This window comes from Pseudomonas sp. 2835 (assembly GCF_050435905.1).
Classification (GTDB): Bacteria; Pseudomonadota; Gammaproteobacteria; order Pseudomonadales; family Pseudomonadaceae; genus Aquipseudomonas.
Map to the genome: position 1 here is coordinate 137,008 of NZ_JBNDLE010000009.1, position 20,334 is coordinate 157,341.

The window sequence follows — 20,334 nt, forward strand, 5'->3', positions numbered from 1 at the left end:
TCTCAGTTGACTGGCAGTTGCAGCGGCGACTGCTGAGGCGTTTCGTCCTGGGCACGGCGGGCGGCTTCCAGGGCGTCGGCTTCGGCTTGCGCACGTTCGTCAGCCTTTTGTTGCAGGCCTTCAAGCTGGCTTGGGGTCAGCAGTTGCAGGCGTACCAGCATGTTCTGCACCAGGTCGCGACGCATTTCCTTGCGGGTCTGGGTTGCTTCCTGGTCGGAACCGGTGATGTTGTTGCCGTCATGCACGTAGATCTTGCGCACTTCGAGCTTGTCGTTGAGCAGGTTGGTGTTGTTGCGACCCTCGATGCTGTAGCTCAGCACGGTGGTCAGCTCGTACTCGGCCGAGCGCCCGGAGCCTGCATAGGTCGCTGCGCGCTGGGACTCTTGTTCGTTGGTCAGCACCAGCTTGTAAGGCGCGCCGGCGTGGACGTTGACGCCGTTGCTCTGCAGCGCCTGGCGCAGTTGCACCACGGTATCGCCGTAAGCGTTGCGCGCGCTCAGGTCCAGTTCCTTGATCGCAAGTTCCGTGTTGCCGGTACCGCGCAGCTGGAAACCGCAGGCGCTGAGCATGACGGCCAGGCCCATTACCAGCAGATTGCGTTTGATCATGTTGTAGCTCCCTTGTGGGCCGATTCTGTGCGCCGGCCCGCACGCTGGCGGGCCGGCGTTTCCTGTCAGTTGGCGACGATGTTGACCAGCTTGCCCGGTACCACGATGACCTTGCGGATGCTCAGGCCTTCGGTGAAGCGCAGCACGTTCTCGTTGCTGCGCGCGGCGGCTTCGACTTCTTCGCGGCTGGCCGCGGCCGGCATTTCGATCTGGCCACGCAGCTTGCCGTTGACCTGGATGACCAGGACGATGCTGTCCTGGACCAGGGCGCTTTCGTCCAGTACCGGCCAAGCGGCATCGATCACCGCATCCTGATGACCCAGGCGCTGCCACAGCTCGTGGCTGATGTGCGGGGTGATCGGCGCCAGCAGCAAGGTCACGGCTTCCAGGCCCTCGTGCAGCAACGCACGGTCCTGTTCGCTGGCTTGCGGGGCTTTCTCCAGCACGTTCATCACGGTCATCACCTGGGCAATGGCGGTGTTGAACTTGTGGTGCTGGCCGACATCGGTGCTGGCCTGCTTGATGGCAGTGTGGATGGCGCGGCGGATCACTTTTTGCCCGTCATCGAGGCTGGCGACATCCAGCTTGCCCGGCAGGCCCTGGGCCACGTGGGCCTGAGCCAGGCGCCAGACGCGGCGCAGGAAGCGGTTGGCACCTTCGACGCCGGAGTCGGACCATTCCAGGCTCATGTCTGGTGGCGAGGCGAACATCATGAACAGGCGGCAAGTGTCGGCGCCGTAGGCTTCGATCATCGCCTGCGGGTCAACGCCGTTGTTCTTGGACTTGGACATCTTCTCGGTGCCGCCGATCTCGACCGGCAGGCCGTCGGTTTTCAGCGTGGCGCCGATGATCTTGGCCTTGGCATCGCGTTCGATTTCGACGTCGGCCGGGTTGAACCAGTCCTTGCCGCCATTGCTGGCAACGCGGTAGTAGGTTTCGGCGACGACCATGCCCTGGGTCAGCAGGTTCTTGAACGGCTCGTTGGAGGTGACCAGGCCTTCGTCGCGCATCAGCTTGTGGAAGAAGCGCGCGTACAGCAGGTGCAGGATCGCGTGTTCGATACCGCCGATGTACTGGTCGACCGGCAGCCAGTGGTTGGCCGCTTTCGGGTCGACCATGCCGCCTTCGTAGTTAGGCGAGGCGTAGCGGGCGAAGTACCACGACGACTCGACGAAGGTGTCCATGGTGTCGGTTTCGCGCTTGGCCGCGGTGCCGCATTTCGGGCAGATGCACTCGTAGAACTCGGGCATGCGCGCCAGCGGCGAGCCGGCGCCATCGGGCACGACGTCTTCTGGCAGGGTGACCGGCAGTTGGTCTTCCGGTACCGGCACATCGCCACAGGACGGGCAGTGGATGATCGGGATCGGGCAGCCCCAGTAACGCTGGCGGCTGATGCCCCAGTCGCGCAGGCGGAACTGGGTGCGGGATTTGCCCAGCTCTTTCTTGATCAGCGCCACTTCGATGGCGTCGAATGCGCCGGCGAAGTCCAGGCCGTCGAATTCGCCGGAATTGATCAGTTGGCCGTGCTCGCCGTAGGCGGCCAGCCACTCGTTGCCGACTTCATCGCCAGCGCTGGTGCGCACCACTGCCTTGACCGGCAGGTTGTACTTGTGGGCGAACTCGAAATCGCGCTCGTCGTGCGCCGGGACAGCCATGACCGCGCCATCGCCGTAGTGCATCAGCACGTAGTTGGCGACCCATACCGGCAGTTTCTCGCCGGTCAGCGGGTGCTCGACGAACAGCGAGGTGGCCAGGCCTTTTTTCTCCTGGGTGGCGATGTCGGCTTCGGCGACGCTGCCGCTCTTGCATTCATCGATGAAGGCTTGCAGCTCGGGGTTGCCCTGGGCGGCCTGGGTGGCCAGCGGGTGCTCGGCGGCAACGGCCACGTAGGTGGCGCCCATCAGGGTGTCCGGACGGGTGGTGAAGACTTTCAGGACCCCGGCGTGGCCGATGCTGGCCTGGTCGTAGGGGAACTGCACTTCCATGCCACGGGACTTGCCGATCCAGTTGCGCTGCATGGTCTTGACCTGCTCAGGCCAGCCCGGCAGCTCGTCGAGGCTTTCCAGCAGCTCGTCGGCGTAGTCGGTGATCTTGAAGTAGTACATCGGGATTTCGCGCTTCTCGATCAGCGCGCCCGAACGCCAGCCGCGGCCGTCGATGACCTGCTCGTTGGCCAGCACGGTCTGGTCGGCCGGGTCCCAGTTCACGGTACCGTTCTTGCGGTAGATCACGCCTTTTTCGAACAGGCGGGTGAACAGCCACTGTTCCCAGCGGTAGTAGTCCGGCTTGCAGGTGGTAACTTCACGCGACCAGTCGAACGCCAGGCCCAGGCTCTTGAGCTGGGTCTTCATGTAGTCGATGTTTTCGTAGGTCCACTTGGCCGGAGCGACGTTGTTCTTCATCGCGGCGTTTTCCGCCGGCATGCCGAAGGCGTCCCAGCCCATTGGCTGCAGGACGTTCTTGCCGAGCATGCGCTGGTAACGGGCGATCACGTCACCGATGGTGTAGTTGCGCACGTGGCCCATATGTAGCTTGCCGCTTGGGTACGGGAACATCGATAGGCAGTAGTACGTGTCCTTGCCTGGCTGTTCACTGACTTCAAAAGACTTTCGCTCATCCCAGTAAGACTGGGCGGCGGCTTCGATTTCGCGGGGCTGATAGAGTTCGTGCATGGCTACTTTGCGCTGAGAAATGGGAGACCTTATCCAGGCAGCGATCAATCCGCTGCATCGGCAATCCGGTGTCAAGTATGGTGAACGCCCTAGCATACATGACCCCTGTCCACCGAGGGAAACCCTGATTGCACCGCCTGCGGCGCGGCGGGCCGTTGGTCGCGGCGTCCGGCTGCTTTTACGAGTAACGCTAAGCTCATGTGTGGGGGAGATATATTTATCTTCAATGAGGTGAACGGATGGGAGAGTCGCAGCAACAAGCAACCAAACCGGAGCTTTACGAACGGCTGATCGATCGTCTGGGCCTGGCCCTCGAGGTCGCCAGAACCTCCGTTCGATTACGCGATGAAGTGCCTGCTGAATTGGAGTTGCGTGGTCTGAGCCGCGCTGAATTCGAAGTGATCAAGGCCTATCTGGAATCTCTTCCGGAGGGCGGGCATGGACGCGTCGGCGCATTGCCACAACCGGAGACGCCGCCTGCAGCCAGGGTTGTCTGGCTCAAGGACAAGCGCTCCGCTACCACAGCAAAGTCCAGGACGCTGCAATTCAAGTAGCCGTTCGGGTTTTTACGGCGCAAGGCGGAGTGCGCCACCGGTGTAAAAACTTCCCGGATCGGCACCTGACTATTGTTGCCAGGTGCCGATCCTCTTAGGCTGCGCACCTCCAAGGAGGTGTCCCATGCCGATTCGCTATCTCATCAAACAAATGATCATGCCGCCTGGCATTCTGTTTCTTTTGCTTATTGTTGCCTGGTGGCTGCGTAAGTCCTGGCCGCGTTTGTCGACCCTGTGCTTTGTCCTGGGCCTGGGCGGCTTGTGGCTGATGAGCCTGCCGATCGTGGTCGAGCAGGCCGCCCGGCAACTGGAAAGCGAGCCGGCACTGGCCAGCAGCCAGTGGGCCGGGCTTGCGCAGCATGCCGATGCCATCGTCATCCTCGGTTCCGGGCGCGAGCGCGGCGACCCTGCCTGGGACTCGCAGGACCAGCCCACCGGTGTGGCCATGGAGCGCATGCGTTACGCCGCGCAGTTGGCCAAGGCCTCGGGTTTGCCGGTGTTGACCAGCGGCGGCCTGCATTACGGCACCCCGCCCAGCGAAGCACAGTTGATGGCCGATTCCCTGCAACGTGACCTGGGCGTGAGCGTACGCTGGAAAGAAGAACGTAGCCGCACCACCTGGGAAAACGCGCAGATGAGCGCCGAGTTGTTGCAGCCCCTGGGGATCAAGCGCGTGGTGGTGGTGACCCAGGCCTGGCACATGCAGCGCTCGCGCTGGAGTTTCGAGCAGGCAGGTTTTGAAGTGGTGCCGGCACCGGTGGGCTTTCTTGGCCGCGATCATGCCCGGCCATTCGGTGGCTGGCTGCCGGAAGGCAAGTCGCTGTGGCAGAGCGGCCAACTGCTCAATGAGGCAGTCGGCCTGCTCGGCTACAAGCTGTTCTACTAGACGGTCTTGGCGATCCGGCTGGCCAGCAGGGCCCAGCCCAGCAGCAGCGCGCAGAGAATCACCAGTGGCCAGGAGCGCCATTGCAGGTACGGGGTAAGTTGCTGCATCGGCACCACCTCGCCATAGAGGATGCCGCGTTCGAACTGCGGGATCTGGGCGGTGATGCGCCCGAACGGGTCGATCAGGCCGGTGACGCCGTTGTTGGTGGCGCGGATCATCCAGCGTCCGGCCTCCAGCGCGCGCATCTGCGCCATCTGCAGGTGCTGCAGGGGGCCGATCGAGGTACCGAACCAGGTGTCGTTGCTGATGGTCAGGAGGATATCGCTGCGGGCCGCCAGGCTTGCGGCAAACTCCGGATAGACCACCTCATAGCAGATGTACGGCGCGATCTGATAGCCCTTGGCCTGCAACAGTGGCTGGTCGGCCGGGCCGCGGGCGAAGTCCGACATCGGCAGGTCGAAGAAGGCGATCAGGCCACGGAGCATGTCCTGCAGCGGCACGTATTCGCCGAATGGCACCAGTTTCTGCTTGAGGTAGGTGCCGTCGCCTTCGCCAGTCACGGTGATGCCGTTGTAATAGCGGCGTTGCTCGTGCACCACTTCACGCACCGGCACCCCGGTGATCAAGGCGGTATTACGCTCGGCGGCGAAGTTGCCCATCATGTCCAGGTAGCCCTGGGCCTGATCCTTGAGGATCGGCACCGCGGTTTCCGGCCAGACCAGCAGGTCGACCGGCTTGGAGCTGAAGCTCATGTCGCGGTACAGGGCCAGTTGAGCGTTGACGTGTTCGGGGTTCCACTTCGTTTCTTGCTCGACGTTGCCTTGCAGCGCGGCAACGGTCAGCGGCTTGCCCGCCGGGCTGGTCCAGGCGTGGTTCTTCAGTGCCAGGCCGATGGCCCAGGGTGCCAGCAGCAAGACCACCGCTACCGCCAGGAATGACTTGCGCGCGCGCAGGCGTGGCAGGTTGCACAGCAGCGCCGCGCACAGGGCCAGGCAGAACGAGATCAGCCACATGCCGCCCAGCGGCGCCAGGCCCGACAGCGGGCCGTCGAGCTGGCTGTAGCCGGAGTACAGCCAGGGGAAACCGGTAAGGAACCAGCCGCGGAATGCTTCCTGGCCAACCCACAGGGCGGCGAAGCACAGTGCATCGGCCAGCGGCGCCTCGTTGCGCCGTAGCCAGCGCGCCCAGAGCCAGGCGGGCAGGGCGAAGAACCAGGCAATGGCAGCAAAGAACGCCAGCAACAGCCCGGTGGCCAGCAGCGGCGTGGCGCCGCCATAGGTGTTGATGCTGACGTAGATCCAGCTGGTGCCGGCAGCGTACAGGCCAAAGCCGAAGCACCAGCCGCGGCCCAGGGCCTGGCGCGGGCTGAGCTCGCGCAGGCCGAGGTAGAACAGGCCGGCCGCGAGCAATGCCAACGGCCAGATGTCGAACGGCGCCAGGGCCAGGGTGGTGATTGCACCGGCCGCCACGGCCAGCAGGTTACCGGGCCAGCCGGGGCGGGTGATCCAGCGCATGGTTGTCCTTAACGGGTAATAGGGGTCAGACGCAGCAGGTGAATCCGGCGGCTGTCGGCGTTGAGAATACGGAAACGGTACGGGCCGATCTCGGTGGTCTCGTTACGCTTGGGCAGGTGGCCGAAGGCGCTCATGACCAGGCCGCCAACGGTGTCGAACTCGTCGTCGGAGAACTGGCTGTCGAAGAACTCGTTGAAGTTCTCGATCGGGGTCAGGGCCTTGATCAGGAAGTCGCCGCTGGGCAGTGGCTTGATGTAGCTGTCTTCTTCGACGTCATGCTCGTCTTCGATGTCGCCGACGATCTGCTCGAGCACGTCTTCGATGGTCACCAGGCCCGCCACGCCGCCGTATTCGTCGATGACGATGGCCATGTGATTGTGGTTGGCGCGAAACTCGCGCAGCAGCACGTTCAGGCGCTTGGACTCGGGCACGAAGGTGGCCGGGCGCAGCAGGTCCTTGATGTTGAAACTGTCGCCGTTCTCCTTGAGGATCAACGGCAACAGGTCCTTGGCCAGCAGTACGCCGAGCACGTCGTCGTGGCTTTCGCCGACCACCGGGTAGCGCGAGTGGGCGGCGTCGATCACCGCCGGCAGGAACTCACGCGGCGACTGGGTCGCCTTGATGCTCATCATCTGCGAACGCGGCACCATGATGTCGCGTACTTGCAGGTCGGCGACCTGGATGGCGCCTTCGACAATGGTCAGCGCCTCGCTGTCGAGCAGCTTGTTCTGATGGGCTTCGCGCAGCAGCTCAAGCAGCTCCTGACGGTTTTTCGGCTCGTGGGCAAAAGCCTGGGTCAGTTTGCCCAGCCAGGACTTTTGCCCGTTGCTCGATCGATCTTCGCTCATGGCGGTTACTCGTGATCCTTTGCAGATATCAGTGTTGAATTGTCGTCGTGTTCGTCGTCGGCGTACGGGTCCGGATGACCTAGTTCCGCTAGCAACGTTCGTTCCAGTGCTTCCATTTCCTCGGCCTCATCGTCGTCGATGTGGTCGTAGCCCAGCAGGTGCAGGCAACCGTGGATGACCAGGTGCGCCCAATGGGCTTCGAGCGCCTTGCCCTGTTCTACAGCCTCGCGCTCGACCACGGCGATGCAGATCACCAGGTCGCCGAGCAGCGGAATGTCGAGCAGTTCATCCGGAACGTCGGCCGGGAACGACAGTACGTTGGTGGCGTAGTCCTTGCCCCGCCAGGTGAGATTCAGTTCGCGGCCTTCGGCTTCATCGACCAGACGAATGGTCAGTTCCGAATCGGCCGTGCGCTGGCGCAGGGCCAGCTCGCACCATTGGCGAAATTGTGCTTCGGTCGGGCGGTTCGCATCGCTTGCCAGCTGCAGGTCGAGCTCAAGCATCGCGTTGTTTGCCTTCGGCCGGGTTCTGCTGCTGGCTGTCGAAGCGCTCGTAGGCTTCGACAATGCGCTGCACCAACGGGTGGCGGACCACGTCCTTGGGCTGGAAGTGCGTGAAACTGATGCCCGGCACGCCCTTGAGCACCTCGATGACGTGGGCCAGGCCCGACTTGGTGCCGCGCGGCAGGTCGACCTGGGTGATGTCCCCGGTGATCACCGCGGTGGAGCCGAAACCGATCCGGGTGAGAAACATCTTCATCTGCTCGACCGTGGTGTTCTGGCTTTCGTCGAGGATGATGAAGCTGTTGTTCAGGGTGCGGCCGCGCATGTAGGCCAGCGGCGCGATTTCGATCACCTGGCGTTCGATCAGCTTGGCTACGTGTTCAAAGCCGAGCATCTCGTACAGTGCGTCGTACAGCGGGCGCAGGTACGGGTCGATCTTCTGCGCCAGGTCGCCGGGCAGGAAGCCGAGTTTTTCACCCGCTTCAACCGCCGGGCGCACCAGCAGGATGCGCCGCACCTGTTCACGCTCCAGGGCATCAACCGCGCAGGCCACGGCCAGGTAGGTCTTGCCGGTACCGGCCGGGCCGATGCCGAAGTTGATGTCGTTACCGAGGATTTCCTTCACGTAGCGCTGCTGGTTCAGCCCGCGCGGACGAATCATGCCCTTGCGCGTGCGCAGGGAAACACTGACTTCGTTGACGGCCGGGTTCTCCAGCTCTTCGACGGCCGATTCCTGCAGGTACAGGTGGACCATTTCCGGCGACAGTTCGGTGGCCTTGGCCTCGCGATAGAGGCGGCGCAGCAGTTGCTCGGCAGAGGAGGTGTGTTTGGGTTCGCCGATCAGTTCGAACTGATTGCCGCGGTTGCGGATTTCGATGGCCAGGCGCTGTTCTATCAGGCGCAGATGCTCGTCGAACTGCCCGCACAGGTTGGCGAAGCGATGGGCCTCGAAGGGCTCGAGGATGAAACGATGTGGTTCGATAGGTGCGTTCAAGGTCGTTTTTCAGCCGCCCAACGGCAAAGGATATGGTCTCAAGGATAACCCTAGCCGCTGCAGGGCGAAAGCGCTGAAACGATCAAGGGTCGCCGGGCCTGTAACAAGGCCCGGCAGGACAGGTCAGTGGGCCAGCGAGCCGAACAGCGAGTGCGGGCGCGCGTCGTCGATGTGGATGTCGACGAACTGGCCGATCAGCTTCGGATTGTCGCAGCGGAAGTTGACGATACGGTTATTCTCGGTACGCCCCTGCAACTGGCCGGGGTCGCGGCGCGAGTAGTCGGTGACGAGAATGCGCTGAGTGGTACCGACCATTTGTCGGCTGATCTCGAACCCCTGGGTGTCGAGGCGATGCTGCAGGGCCTTGAGGCGCTCTTTTTTCACTTCTTCCGGGGTTTCGTCCGGCAGGTCCGAGGCCGGGGTGCCCGGGCGCTGGCTGTAAACGAACGAATAGGAGAAGTCGAAACCGACGTCGGCCACCAGCTTCATGGTCTGCTCGAAATCTTTCTCGGTTTCGCCAGGGAAACCGACGATGAAGTCCGAGCTGATGCAGATGCCCGGCACCGCAGCCTTGAGTTTGCGCAGCTTGGACTTGTATTCGAGGATGGTGTGGTTGCGTTTCATCGCTGCCAGCACCCGGTCGGAACCCGATTGCACCGGCAGGTGCAGGTGCTTGACCAGCTCCGGTACCTCGGCGTGGGCCTGGATCAGGCTATCGGAAAACTCCAGCGGGTGCGAAGTGGTGTAGCGGATGCGCTCGATGCCATCGACGGCGGCGACCACGCGGATCAGCTCGGCAAGGTCGGCCAGGCGCCCGTCGTGGGTCTGGCCGCGGTAGCCGTTGACGTTCTGCCCGAGCAGGGTGACTTCACGCACGCCGTTCTCGGCCAGGTGGATGACCTCGGCCAGCACATCGTCGAACGGCCGGCTGACTTCCTCGCCACGGGTGTAGGGCACCACGCAGAAGGTGCAGTACTTGCTGCAGCCTTCCATCACCGAGACATAGGCGGTCGGGCCGTCGATACGCGGCTCGGGCAGGTGGTCGAACTTTTCGATCTCCGGGAACGACACATCAACCTGGGGCAGGCGCGTGGTGCGTGCGGCGTCGATCATTTCCGGCAGGCGGTGCAGGGTTTGCGGGCCGAAGACCACGTCGACATAGGGCGCGCGCTTGCGGATCGACTCGCCTTCCTGGCTGGCCACGCAACCGCCGACGGCAATGACCATGTCTGGTTTCAGGTCCTTGAGTTCACGCCAGCGGCCCAGCTGGGAGTACACCCGGTCCTGGGCGCGCTCGCGGATCGAGCAGGTGTTGAGCAGGATGACGTCGGCGTCTTCGGCGCGGGCCGTGACTTCAAGGGCTTGATGTTCACCCAGTAGATCGACCATTCGCGAGCTGTCGTACTCGTTCATCTGGCAACCGTGGGTTTCGATGTAAAGCTTCTTGGCCATGGGAGATCATCTGGTGATTCGAAGAACCGCACATTATAGGGGCCAGGCGCCGTGGATCCTAGCGTTGTCGGCCCGGTGCCTATGTTATAGTTTGCGACTTATTTACCACCCTTAATTGCCCCCGCCCAAAATGACCAAACGCGAAGCTCCGATCTACAAAGTGATCTTTCTCAACCAGGGCCAGGTGTACGAGATGTACGCCAAACAGATCTACCAGAGCGATCTGTGGGGCTTTCTGGAAGTCGAGGAGTTTGTCTTTGGCGAGCGCACCCAGGTGGTGGTCGACCCGAGTGAAGAAAAGCTCAAGGCTCAGTTCGAAGGTGTGACCCGCAGCTTCGTGCCGATGCATTCGATCGTGCGCATCGATGAGGTCGAGCGCCTGGGCACGCCCAAGATCAGCGAGGCGCGCGGTACTGGCAATGTAATGCCGTTCCCGATGCCAATGCCGGAAAAGTAAGCGGGGGGGGTCAAGGCAGCGGTGCGAACGGAGTACGACCGTCGACGGTCTGCAGTTCCAGCAGGTACTTGCGGAAGATCTGCCCCAGCACCTGGGTGGCGACCTCCAGTTCGTCACGGGGCATCTTCGCAGACACCTCGTCGGCCATGTCCAGCGCATCTTCTGCGCCGTTGACCGCGGCCATCTTCAGCACAATGTAGGCCTGCACATTGTTGGCCGCCACACCTTCACCCTTGTAGAACATGGTGCCCAGGCGGTATTGCGCCTCGGCGTGGCCTTGCAGCGAGGCTTGCTCGAAGTAGCCAAGGGCCTGGTTGAGGTCGCGTGGGGTGTTGGTGCCTTCGTAGTAGAACTCACCTAACTCGTACTGGGCCTGTGCATCCCCGGATTTGGCCGCGTCCTGGCAGGCAGCGAGGGCTTGCGGCAGGTCTTCGGGCTGGGAATCGAGGGTGCAGCGGCCCGTTGCCGGAATCAGCAACGAGTTACCGCCTGCCGTGGCCAGCAGGGGCTGAAGAAGCAACAGGCAGCCCAGGGCGAGGGCGCGGCCGGTGCGGTTCATGGGGATCGACTTACCTCTGCAAAGCTGCGGCCAAAGTGTCTGGTGGCACATTATGGGATAAGCAGCGCCTACCTTACAAAGTCTTTACTCGATTTTCTGCTTTGCAAGGCCCCATCGCGGGGCAAGCGTGCTTCTGTAGGCGCACGCCTGCCCCGCGATGGTCCACTGAATTACAGCTTGGCAAACGCCTTCTCAGCCGCATCCAGGGTGATCTGCAGCTCGGTTTCACCGTGGGCAATCGAGGTAAAGCCGGCCTCGAAGGCGCTCGGCGCCAGGTACACGCCGCCTTCGAGCATCAGGTGGAAGAAGCGCTTGAAGCGCTCGGCATCGCTGGCCATGACGTCATCGAAAGTAACGATATCGTCAGCGCCACTGAAGTACAGGCCGAACATGCCGCCAGCCTGGGTGGTGACGAACGGGATGCCTGCGGCATCGGCGCGCTGTTGCAAGCCATCGAGCAGGCGGCTGGTGAAGGCGCTCAGCTCGTCATGAAAGCCCGGGCGGCTGATCAGCTTGAGGGTGGTCAAGCCGGCGGCCATGGCCAGCGGGTTGCCCGACAGGGTGCCGGCCTGGTAGACCGGGCCCAGCGGTGCAATCTGTTCCATGATCTTGCGCTTGCCGCCGAAGCAGCCGACCGGCATGCCGCCGCCGACGATCTTGCCGAAAGTCGACAGGTCCGGGGTAACGCCGTAGTGGGCCTGGGCGCCACCGAGGGCGACACGGAAACCGGTCATCACTTCGTCGAAAATCAGCACTACGCCATGCTTGTCGCACAGCGTGCGCAGGCCTTCGAGAAAACCGGGTGCCGGTGGCACGCAGTTCATGTTGCCGGCCACCGGCTCGACGATGATGCAGGCGACCTCCTGGCCGACTTCGGCGAGCATCTTCTCGACCGCGTCGATGTCGTTGAACGGCAGGGTCAGGGTGTGTTTGGCAAAGGCTGCCGGCACACCGGCCGAGCTTGGCACGCCCTGGGTCAGCAGACCGGAACCGGCTTTTACCAGCAGGCTGTCGGAATGGCCGTGGTAGCAGCCTTCGAACTTGATGATGCTGTCGCGGCCGGTGTAGCCACGGGCCAGGCGGATGGCGCTCATGGTCGCCTCGGTGCCGGAGCTGACCATGCGGACCATCTCCATCGACGGCACGATCGAGCAGACCAGGTCGGCCATTTCGGTTTCCATGGCGGTTGGCGCGCCATAAGACAGACCGTGTTCCAGCTGCTTGCGTACCGACTCAAGTACGTCCGGGTGGCTGTGGCCGAGGATCATCGGGCCCCAGGAGCCGACGTAGTCGACGTAGCGCTTGTCATCTTCGTCAGTGACATAGGCACCGGCGGCATGTTTGAAGAACAGTGGCGTGCCGCCAACGCTCTTGAACGCCCGCACCGGCGAGTTGACGCCACCGGGGATGTGTTTCTGGGCGTTGGCAAACAGGGTTTCGGAACGAGACATGATGGGCTCTCTCAATCAGGCAGATGCGAACAGGGCGTTGAAGGCGCGGGCACGGCGGGTAACTTCCTGCGTGCTTTCGGCGCCGAACAGGCCGTGAATCACCGCGAGCAGGCTGGCGCCGTGGGCGACCAGCGGGGCGGCGTTGTCGAGGGTGATACCGCCGATCACGCAGATCGGCAGGTGGATGCGACTGCGCGCCTGCTCCAGCAGGGCAATGTCGGCGGCGGGCGCCCCCGGTTTGGTTACCGAGTTGAAGAAGCGGCCGAAGGCGACGTAGCTGGCGCCTTCATGGGCGGCCTGCTCGGCCAGGTCAATTTGCGCGTGGCAGGTGGAGCCGATGATGGCGTTGCGCCCGAGCAGTGCTCGCGCGGGGGTCAGCGGCCCGTCGGTCTGCCCCAGGTGCACGCCGACGCCCAGGCGCGCGGCCAGTTCGGCGTCATCATTGATGATCAGCTGGGTCTTGTAGCGCGAGCACAGGTCGGCCAGCGCTTCGGCTTCGCGCAGCCGGCGGGATTCGTCCTGGCTCTTGTCACGGTACTGCAGCAAGGTCACACCGCCTTCCAGGGCCGCTTCGACATAGGGCAGGAGCTTGCCGGCCAGCAACTGGCTGTCAGTGATGGCATACAGGCCGCGTAACTTCATGGTGTAGACCTCAAGCGAAGATCAGGAACAGAAATCCAGGGGCAAACGGCGTGGAACATACTGGCCTTTGCCCAGTTGCTCGGCGTCGCGCAGGGTCCGCCAGGTGTAGTCCAGGGCCGAACGCACCGCGCTTTGCAGTTGCTCGCCAAGGGCCAGGCGGCCGGCCAGGGCGCTGGCCAGGGTGCAGCCGGAACCATGGTAGCTGCCGGGCAGGCGCTGGCAGGTCCAGGTGTGGCGCTGGCCATCGCGGCTGTACAGGCGGTTATGGATTTCGTGTTCGTCACCGTGACCGCCGGTGATCAGCAGGTGTCTGACAAAAGGCAGGAGCTTTTCTGCGCATTCATCGGCACTGCCTTCGGGCAGTTCGGCCAGGATGCGCGCTTCGGGAAGGTTAGGGGTAGCGATGGTTGCCAGAGGCAGCAGGCGTTCGCGCATGGCGTAGCCGACTTCATCCTTACCCAGGCGGCCACCGCCGCCCGCACGCAGGACCGGGTCGCAGACCAGCGGCAGATGCGGGTGGGCACTGAGCAGTTCGACCACGGTGTCGACCATTTCGGTCGAGCCGAGCATGCCCAGCTTGACCGCCGCTACGGTCGAATCGGCGAGCACGGCATTGGCCTGGGCCAGTACCCACTCGCGGTCGAGGACGCGAAAGTCGCTGACATTGACGGTATCCTGAACGGTCAGGGCGGTCACGGCCGGAGCGGCATGACAGCCTTGCGCAATCAGGGCTTCGATATCTGCCTGCAAGCCGGCACCGCCACTGGGGTCGTGGCCGGAGAGACAGAGGACAACGGGGCGGGAGCTGTAGGTATTCATGGTGCGCGAGCTTATCACCAAACGCTTTTGCTGGGTCCGCCCGGGCGCCGGGGATTTTTCAACGGGCGTTTGAACTGCAGCTTAAAAATCGCTGAAAGTGCCGTTCTAGAGCCTTTGGCGCAAAGTTTTCAGTAGCGTCTGGCAGGCTCGGAAAGCTATGCTAGAGTGCTCGAATAAACCGATAACGGTTACTGCCGGATTGCGTCGCCTCAAACGGACAGGAGGCTACGCGACGCGACCGGGACAGACCATGCTGGGGCTGTATGCGCTATTTGCTGATTGTTGTGCTGGGCTGGTTGCCGTTACTGGCCACGGCGGTCGATTTCGACGACTCCACCCGCAGCTTGCCCTTGGGGCAGGTGATGCAGGTGTTCGAAGACCGCGATGGCAATGCCAGCATTGCGCAGGTCAGTGCGCCGTCGTTCAGCGAGCATTTTCGCCCGCACCGCGCCGAAGTCCTCAACGCCGGCTATTCCACCTCGGTGTTCTGGCTGAAAATCCAGCTGCGCTACACTGCCTTGCCCTCGGCCGCGCCCCGCGCCTGGTTGCTTGAGCTGGCTTACCCGCCACTCGATCACCTTGAGCTCTACCTGCCCGACGCCAGCGGCACCTTCCACCTGGCCCAGCGCACCGGCGACGCCCTGCCTTATGCCAGCCGGCAGATCAAACAGAACAACTACCTGTTTGAACTGCCCTTTACCCCCGGCCAGACCACCACTGCTTATTTGCGCCTGCACAGCGAAGGTTCAGTGCAAGCGCCGCTGACCCTGTGGTCGGCCCAGGCCTACCTGGAAGCGCAGCCCACCCGCCTGTATGTGCTCGGCCTGATCTACGGCGTGTTGCTGGGAATGCTGGTGTACAACCTGTTCATCTATCTGAGCGTGCGCGACACCAGTTACCTGTACTACATCCTCTATATCGCCTCGTTCGGCCTGTACCAGGTGTCGGTCAACGGCGCCGGCGTGGCCTATTTCTGGCCGGACAGCCCCTGGTGGGCGAACGCCGCCACGCCGATGTTCATCGGCGCGGCAGGTTTGTTCGGTTGCCAGTTTGCCCGCAGCTTCCTGCAACTGAGCAATCACAGCCGTGCCTTCGATGCGCTGCTCAAGCTGCTGATGGGCTGCGGCGCGCTGGTCATGCTGTTGTCGCTGACCAGCAGCTACGGCGTTGCCCTGCGTCTGGCCACCGCCCTGGCCCTGCTGTTTACCGTGTGCATCTTCGCCGCCGGGATTTTCGCCTGGCGCCGCGGTTTGCGCGTGGCCCGCTACTTCATCATCGCCTGGTCGGCGTTTTTGCTCGGTGGCCTGGTCAACACCTTGATGGTGCTGGGTTACCTGCCGAACGTGTTCCTGACCATGTACGCCAGCCAGATCGGTTCGGCGCTGGAGGTCGGCCTGTTGTCCCTGGCGCTGGCCGACCGCATCAACAGCATGCGCGACGAGCAGGCCCGAACCCTGCGCGAAACTGGCCGCACCCTGGAACAGCTCAACATCGAGCTGGCCAACAGCAACCGCCTAAAGGACCAGTTCCTGGCCACTGTCACCCATGAGTTGCGCACGCCGATGAACGGTGTGATCGGCTCGCTGGAACTGATGCAGACCATGCCGCTGGACGGCGAGCTGGCCCAGTACCAGCACACCGCAAGCTCCGCGGCCCAGGACATGATGGGCATGGTCGATGACATCCTCATCCTCACCGAGCTGCAGGCTGGGCGCTTGAGCGCCCAGAATGCGCCGTTCAGCCTGCGTTCGCTGCTCCAGGAAGTGCGTGCCGAATACGCCGCGCCGGCTATGGCCAAGGGCCTGTACCTGAGCCTGGATACCCCGGCGGAGCTGCCCGATGTGCTGATCGGTGATCGGCACAAGCTGGCCATGTGCTTGGGCTACCTGATGGACAATGGAATCAAGTTCACTCACCAGGGTGGGGTCATGTTGCAGGCCCGCGGTTCGCGCCTGGGGCCGGACTTGCTGGGGCTGAGCATCAGTGTCAGCGACAGCGGCATCGGTTTCGACTGCCTCGATGAGACCACGCCGTATCAGCGCTTCTTCCAGGTCGATGGGTCGATGACCCGTGGATACGGCGGCCTGGGCATCGGCCTGGCGATCTGCCGGCAACTGGCCGAGCTGATTGGCGCCCGCCTGCAGCATGAGTCAAACCCGGGGCTGGGTAGCCGCTTCGAGTTGAGCCTGAGCGTGCCCTTGAGCCCTCCCCAGGCGCAGTTGGGCGTGGCCCGGCCAGGGTTAAACCACGGCTAGTTAGGCGTTTTTGTCACTTTGACAGGGGGGCAGGGCGTGATTCACTGAAAATTCAGTCACGCCAGGATCCAGGAGGCCCCTCGATGAACCTGCACCAGTACGCTGAAACCCATGAGGTCACCAACCAGCCGCCGTCCCTGGACGGGGCCAACCTGTACCGCATCGACCTGCCACTGCAGGAATGGTCGCGGCGCTACGGGGCGGGTTGGGCGCAGGAGCGCATCGACGCGTACGGCGCCCTGGCCGGCGGGCCGCTGATGGCCGCAGGCTTTCTGGCCAACCAGAACAAGCCGCAGTTCAGCAGCCATGACCGTTATGGCCATCGCATCGATCTGGTGGAGTTTCATCCGGCCTATCATGAGCTGATGCGCACGGCCATCGAGCATGGCCTGCCGTCCTTGCCGTGGACCGACCCGCGTGAAGGCGCGCATGTCGCCCGCGCCTCGATGACCTACCTGCACAGCCAGGCCGAAGCTGGCAGTGGCTGCCCGTTGACCATGACCTTCGCCGCCGTGCCGGCGCTCAAGCTGCAGCCGGAGCTGGCCGGGTACTGGCTGCCGAAAGTGCTGGCCACCGAATACGACCCGCGCAACGTTGGCGACCGCCACAAGGTCGGCGTGACCCTGGGCATGGCCATGACCGAGAAGCAGGGCGGCACCGATGTACGCGCCAACACCACCCGTGCCTATCCGGTGTGTGCGCCCGGCCCGGGCCAGGCCTATGAGCTGGTCGGGCATAAATGGTTCTGTTCGGCGCCGATGTGCGATGCCTTCCTGACCCTGGCGCAGACCGACAAGGGCTTGAGCTGCTTCCTGCTGCCGCGCCACCGCCCGGATGACAGCCGCAACCAATTCTATATCCAGCGCCTGAAGAACAAGCTCGGCAACTGCTCCAACGCCTCCAGCGAGGTCGAGTTCCGTGGTGCCCTGGCCTGGATGATCGGCGAAGAAGGCCGCGGTGTGCCGACCATCATCGAAATGGTGGCCATGACCCGCTTCGACTGCATGGTCGGCTCCAGCGCCCTGATGCGTCAGGCCCTGACCCAGGCGGCCCATCACTGCGCCCATCGCCAGGTCGGTGGCCGGCTGCTGGCCGAGCAGCCTTTAATGCAGAACGTGCTTGCCGATCTGGCCCTGGAAAGCGAAGCGGCGCTGGCCTTGAGCCTGCGCATGGGCAGCGCCCTCGACCAGCCGGATGATCCGCACCAGGCGCGCTTTGCCCGGTTGATCACTGCCGTGGGCAAGTACTGGATCTGCAAGCGGGCACCGGCAATGATCAACGAAGCGGCCGAATGCATGGGCGGCGCCGGCTATGTCGAAGACAGCATCCTGCCGCGTCTGTACCGCGAAGCGCCGGTCAACTCGACCTGGGAAGGCTCGGGTAACGTCCAGTGCCTGGACGTGTTGCGCGCACTGTCCAAGGAGCCGGGTGTGCTCGACACGCTGTTCGCCGAACTCGGTGATGGCCACGGCGACCCGCGCCTGGCCGCGCATATCGGCAACCTCAAGGCGGCATTCGCCGACACCAGCGACATCCAGTACCGCGCCCGCCAGCTCACCGAAGACATCGCCGTGGGCCTGCAGGCCAAGCTGCTGCTCGAAGCCGGTAATACAGCGGTCAGCGACGCCTTTATCGCCAGCCGCCTGGGTGGCAGCGGCCGGGTATACGGCGTGCTGCCCCGTGGTGTCGACGTTGCCGCGCTGGTGCAGCGCTCGACCCCGAACTGGCCGCTCTAACGTGCGTGCCTTTGCCGCCGGATATAGGCAAGATGGGCGCATGCATGTCAGACAGGAAGTACATTGTGAGCCGTACTGATGAAGCCTTCGTTGTCGTAGAAACCGCCGAGCAGGCCGTCGATCGCCTCGCCGCCCTGCACGAACAAGCCACTGCGGCCCTGAGCCAGGCGCTCAAGCGCTACCTCAAGGACCGCACCGAGCCGGACGCCGAGGAGCGCGCGCTGTTTCGCTACCCCGAGCTGCGCCTGACCTACCAGTACCATGGCGAAGTGCCGGCAATCACTCGCGCCTACGCCAAGGTGCAGCTGCCGGGCACCTACAGCGTGACCGTGACCCAGCCGGCGTCGTTCCGGGGCTATCTGCTGGAGCAATTGAAGCCACTGATGCGCGACTTTACCGTCACGGTTGAAGTGGGCGTCAGCCAGCAGAACATTCCTTACCCTTATGTGGTCGAGCAGGGCGACGAGCTGGCCGGCACTGGCATTACTGCCGCCGCGCTGGCGCGGGTTTTCCCCAGTACCGATCTTTCCGCCGCCACAGACGGCATCGCTGACGGCCTGTACGACTGGGCCAACGTTGACCCGCTGCCGCTGGCGCTGTTCGACGCCGCGCGGGTGGATTTCTCCCTGCGCCGCCTGGTGCACTACACCGGAAGCGACTGGCGCCATGTGCAGCCGTGGATTTTGCTGACCAACTACCATCGTTATGTCGACCAGTTCATCAGCCATGGCCTTGAACAGCTGCGTGACGACCCGCGTTTCGTGCGTATGGTCCTGCCCGGTAATGTGATCATTGAGAAGGCCATGGACAACGGCGAAGCCCAGGCCCTGGTCGCCGGGGTGGTCTGGCACCGTTACCAGATGCCGGCCTACCACCTGATTGCCGCCGATGGTGATGGCATCACCTTGGTCAATATTGGCGTCGGCCCCTCCAACGCCAAGAACATTACCGACCACCTGGCGGTACTGCGTCCGCATTGCTGGCTGATGATCGGCCACTGCGGCGGCCTGCGCCAATCGCAGACTATCGGCGACTACGTGCTGGCCCACGCCTACATGCGCCGCGACGGGATTCTCGACCGGGTAGTGCCGCCGAACATTCCGATTCCGGCCCTGGCCGAAGTGCAACTGGCCCTGCAGGAAGCGGCGGCGCAGGTGACCGGCGAGCGTGGCGACGAGCTGAAAAAGCGCCTGCGCACCGGTACCGTACTGACGTATGACGATCGCAACTGGGAGCTGCGCTGGGCTCAGGAACGGCCGTTGATCAACCTGTCGCGGGCCGTGGCAGTAGACATGGAAAGCGGCACCATCGCCGCCCAGGGCTATCGCCTGCGGGTACCGTACGGCACATTGCTGTGCGTTTCCGACAAGCCACTGCACAGCGAGATCAAACTGCCGGGGGCGGCCAACGCCTTCTACAACCGGGCGGTCAGCCAGCACCTGAAGATCGGCATCGCCGCCCTCGACCTGCTGCGTACCGAGCTCAACTCGCTGCACTCGCGTAAACTGCGCAGTTTTGACGAGCCGCCGTTCCGCTGAGGCCCCATGTCGCTACCCCCACGCTCCAAGCCGCGGCGTCCCGCGGCCAAACCCGCCGGCCCGCGTCGCCAAGCCAAGGCGCCGCCGGCCGAGCCGCGGTTGATCCTCTTCAACAAGCCCTTTGACGTACTGACCCAGTTCAGCGACGGCGAAGGGCGCGCAACCCTCAAGGACTTCATCGCCATCCCCGGCATCTACCCGGCCGGGCGCCTGGATCGTGACAGCGAGGGCTTGCTGCTGTTGACCAACGACGGCCAGTTGCAGGCGCGGATAGCCGACCCCAGGCACAAGCTGGCGAAGACCTACTGGGTTCAGGTGGAGGGTGAGCCGAGCGAGGAGCAGTTGCAGCGTTTGCGCGATGGCGTCGAGCTTAACGACGGCCCGACCCTGCCGGCCCAAGCCCGTCAGCTCGACGAGCCCGAACTGTGGCCACGCAACCCGCCAGTACGCTTTCGCAAAAGCGTACCGACAAGCTGGCTGGAGCTGATCATCAAGGAAGGGCGCAACCGTCAGGTACGGCGCATGACCGCTGCCGTCGGTTTGCCGACCCTGCGCCTGGTGCGCGTGCGGATCGGCGACTGGAGCCTGGATGGCCTCGATCAGGGCCAGTGGCGAGAAGTCCCGGCCAGGCTTTAAACGCCTTCGATAAAGCCGATCACCACGCTTTTGATGATGAAGGCGAGGATGCCCAGGCCCAGCACGAAAAACAGGATGAAGGTGCCGAACTTGCCGGCCTTGGATTTTTTCGCCAGGTCCCAGACGATAAAACCCATGAAACCAATCAGGATGGTGACCAGGATGGTCATCATCCATTCTTCGAACAACGCAGGATCCATCGATACTCTC

19 protein-coding genes are annotated in these 20,334 nt (G+C 63.4%); 7 read left to right on the forward strand and 12 right to left on the reverse strand.

From position 1 onward, the window contains the following. Positions 1-2 precede the first annotated feature (2 nt). The gene (lptE, locus tag ABIE20_RS15485; RefSeq protein WP_429505767.1) at positions 3-608 is read right to left on the reverse strand and encodes an LPS assembly lipoprotein LptE; all 606 of its coding nucleotides are present in this window, start codon (positions 606-608) and stop codon (positions 3-5) included. 65 nt (positions 609-673) lie between these two features. Next, positions 674-3,280 (reverse strand): leucine--tRNA ligase, encoded by a 2,607-nt coding sequence (gene leuS, locus ABIE20_RS15490; protein ID WP_429505768.1) that lies wholly within the window; start codon positions 3,278-3,280, stop codon positions 674-676. A 239-nt stretch (positions 3,281-3,519) separates the two neighbouring features. Here leuS and ABIE20_RS15495 point away from each other — a divergent pair, with 239 nt between their 5' ends. Next, positions 3,520-3,834, forward strand: a complete 315-nt coding sequence (locus ABIE20_RS15495; protein WP_429505769.1) for a hypothetical protein — start codon at positions 3,520-3,522, stop codon at positions 3,832-3,834. A gap of 124 nt (positions 3,835-3,958) precedes the next feature. Then, positions 3,959-4,720, forward strand: a complete 762-nt coding sequence (locus tag ABIE20_RS15500; protein WP_429505770.1) for a YdcF family protein — start codon at positions 3,959-3,961, stop codon at positions 4,718-4,720. Here the strand turns inward: ABIE20_RS15500 and lnt are convergent. From lnt to miaB, 5 genes are all read right to left on the reverse strand, one after another. Further along, entirely contained in the window at positions 4,717-6,234 is a 1,518-nt protein-coding gene (gene lnt / locus ABIE20_RS15505) for an apolipoprotein N-acyltransferase (protein WP_429505771.1), read from the reverse strand. The genes ABIE20_RS15500 and lnt overlap by 4 nt on opposite strands. Positions 6,235-6,242: 8 nt before the next feature. Then, positions 6,243-7,082, reverse strand: a complete 840-nt coding sequence (locus ABIE20_RS15510; protein ID WP_010222913.1) for an HlyC/CorC family transporter — start codon at positions 7,080-7,082, stop codon at positions 6,243-6,245. A gap of 5 nt (positions 7,083-7,087) precedes the next feature. Then, positions 7,088-7,585: an rRNA maturation RNase YbeY gene (gene ybeY / locus ABIE20_RS15515; protein ID WP_429505772.1), complete on the reverse strand. Its 498-nt coding sequence runs from the start codon at positions 7,583-7,585 to the stop codon at positions 7,088-7,090. Beyond that, a complete protein-coding gene (locus tag ABIE20_RS15520; RefSeq protein ID WP_429505773.1) occupies positions 7,578-8,579 on the reverse strand; it encodes a PhoH family protein in 1,002 nt (333 codons plus the stop codon). The genes ybeY and ABIE20_RS15520 overlap by 8 nt, the downstream gene beginning before the upstream one ends. 123 nt (positions 8,580-8,702) lie before the next feature. Further along, complete coding sequence (gene miaB, locus ABIE20_RS15525) at positions 8,703-10,031, reverse strand: tRNA (N6-isopentenyl adenosine(37)-C2)-methylthiotransferase MiaB (protein WP_429505774.1); 1,329 nt, start codon at positions 10,029-10,031, stop codon at positions 8,703-8,705. A gap of 130 nt (positions 10,032-10,161) precedes the next feature. Between miaB and ABIE20_RS15530 the strand changes: the two genes are divergently transcribed. Then, positions 10,162-10,488 (forward strand): DUF1820 family protein, encoded by a 327-nt coding sequence (locus ABIE20_RS15530; RefSeq protein ID WP_038998603.1) that lies wholly within the window; start codon positions 10,162-10,164, stop codon positions 10,486-10,488. 10 nt (positions 10,489-10,498) lie between these two features. Here the strand turns inward: ABIE20_RS15530 and ABIE20_RS15535 are convergent, their stop codons facing one another. The 4 genes from ABIE20_RS15535 to ABIE20_RS15550 all read right to left on the reverse strand — a co-directional run bounded on the left by ABIE20_RS15535 (position 10,499) and on the right by ABIE20_RS15550 (position 13,959). Beyond that, a complete protein-coding gene (locus ABIE20_RS15535; RefSeq protein ID WP_429505775.1) occupies positions 10,499-11,047 on the reverse strand; it encodes a tetratricopeptide repeat protein in 549 nt (182 codons plus the stop codon). Positions 11,048-11,217: 170 nt separating this feature from the next. Beyond that, on the reverse strand, positions 11,218-12,498 hold the full coding sequence (hemL, locus tag ABIE20_RS15540) for a glutamate-1-semialdehyde 2,1-aminomutase (protein ID WP_429505776.1): 1,281 nt from the start codon (positions 12,496-12,498) through the stop codon (positions 11,218-11,220). A gap of 15 nt (positions 12,499-12,513) precedes the next feature. After that, entirely contained in the window at positions 12,514-13,140 is a 627-nt protein-coding gene (gene thiE, locus ABIE20_RS15545; protein ID WP_429505777.1) for a thiamine phosphate synthase, read from the reverse strand. Positions 13,141-13,161: 21 nt separating this feature from the next. After that, positions 13,162-13,959, reverse strand: a complete 798-nt coding sequence (locus ABIE20_RS15550; protein WP_429505778.1) for a hydroxymethylpyrimidine/phosphomethylpyrimidine kinase — start codon at positions 13,957-13,959, stop codon at positions 13,162-13,164. 263 nt (positions 13,960-14,222) lie between these two features. Between ABIE20_RS15550 and ABIE20_RS15555 the strand changes: the two genes are divergently transcribed. The 4 genes from ABIE20_RS15555 (at position 14,223) to ABIE20_RS15570 (ending at position 20,124) form a co-directional block, all read left to right on the forward strand. Then, entirely contained in the window at positions 14,223-16,214 is a 1,992-nt protein-coding gene (locus tag ABIE20_RS15555; RefSeq protein ID WP_429505779.1) for a sensor histidine kinase, read from the forward strand. Between the two features lie 83 nt (positions 16,215-16,297). Next, positions 16,298-17,950, forward strand: a complete 1,653-nt coding sequence (locus ABIE20_RS15560) for an acyl-CoA dehydrogenase family protein (protein ID WP_429505780.1) — start codon at positions 16,298-16,300, stop codon at positions 17,948-17,950. Between the two features lie 32 nt (positions 17,951-17,982). Beyond that, positions 17,983-19,488, forward strand: a complete 1,506-nt coding sequence (gene amn, locus ABIE20_RS15565; RefSeq protein ID WP_429505781.1) for an AMP nucleosidase — start codon at positions 17,983-17,985, stop codon at positions 19,486-19,488. A gap of 6 nt (positions 19,489-19,494) precedes the next feature. Beyond that, positions 19,495-20,124: a pseudouridine synthase gene (locus ABIE20_RS15570; protein WP_429505782.1), complete on the forward strand. Its 630-nt coding sequence runs from the start codon at positions 19,495-19,497 to the stop codon at positions 20,122-20,124. Here the strand turns inward: ABIE20_RS15570 and ABIE20_RS15575 are convergent. Then, positions 20,121-20,324, reverse strand: coding sequence for a DUF2788 domain-containing protein (locus tag ABIE20_RS15575; protein ID WP_010222926.1), 204 nt, complete (start codon positions 20,322-20,324; stop codon positions 20,121-20,123). The genes ABIE20_RS15570 and ABIE20_RS15575 overlap by 4 nt on opposite strands. Positions 20,325-20,334 lie beyond the last annotated feature (10 nt).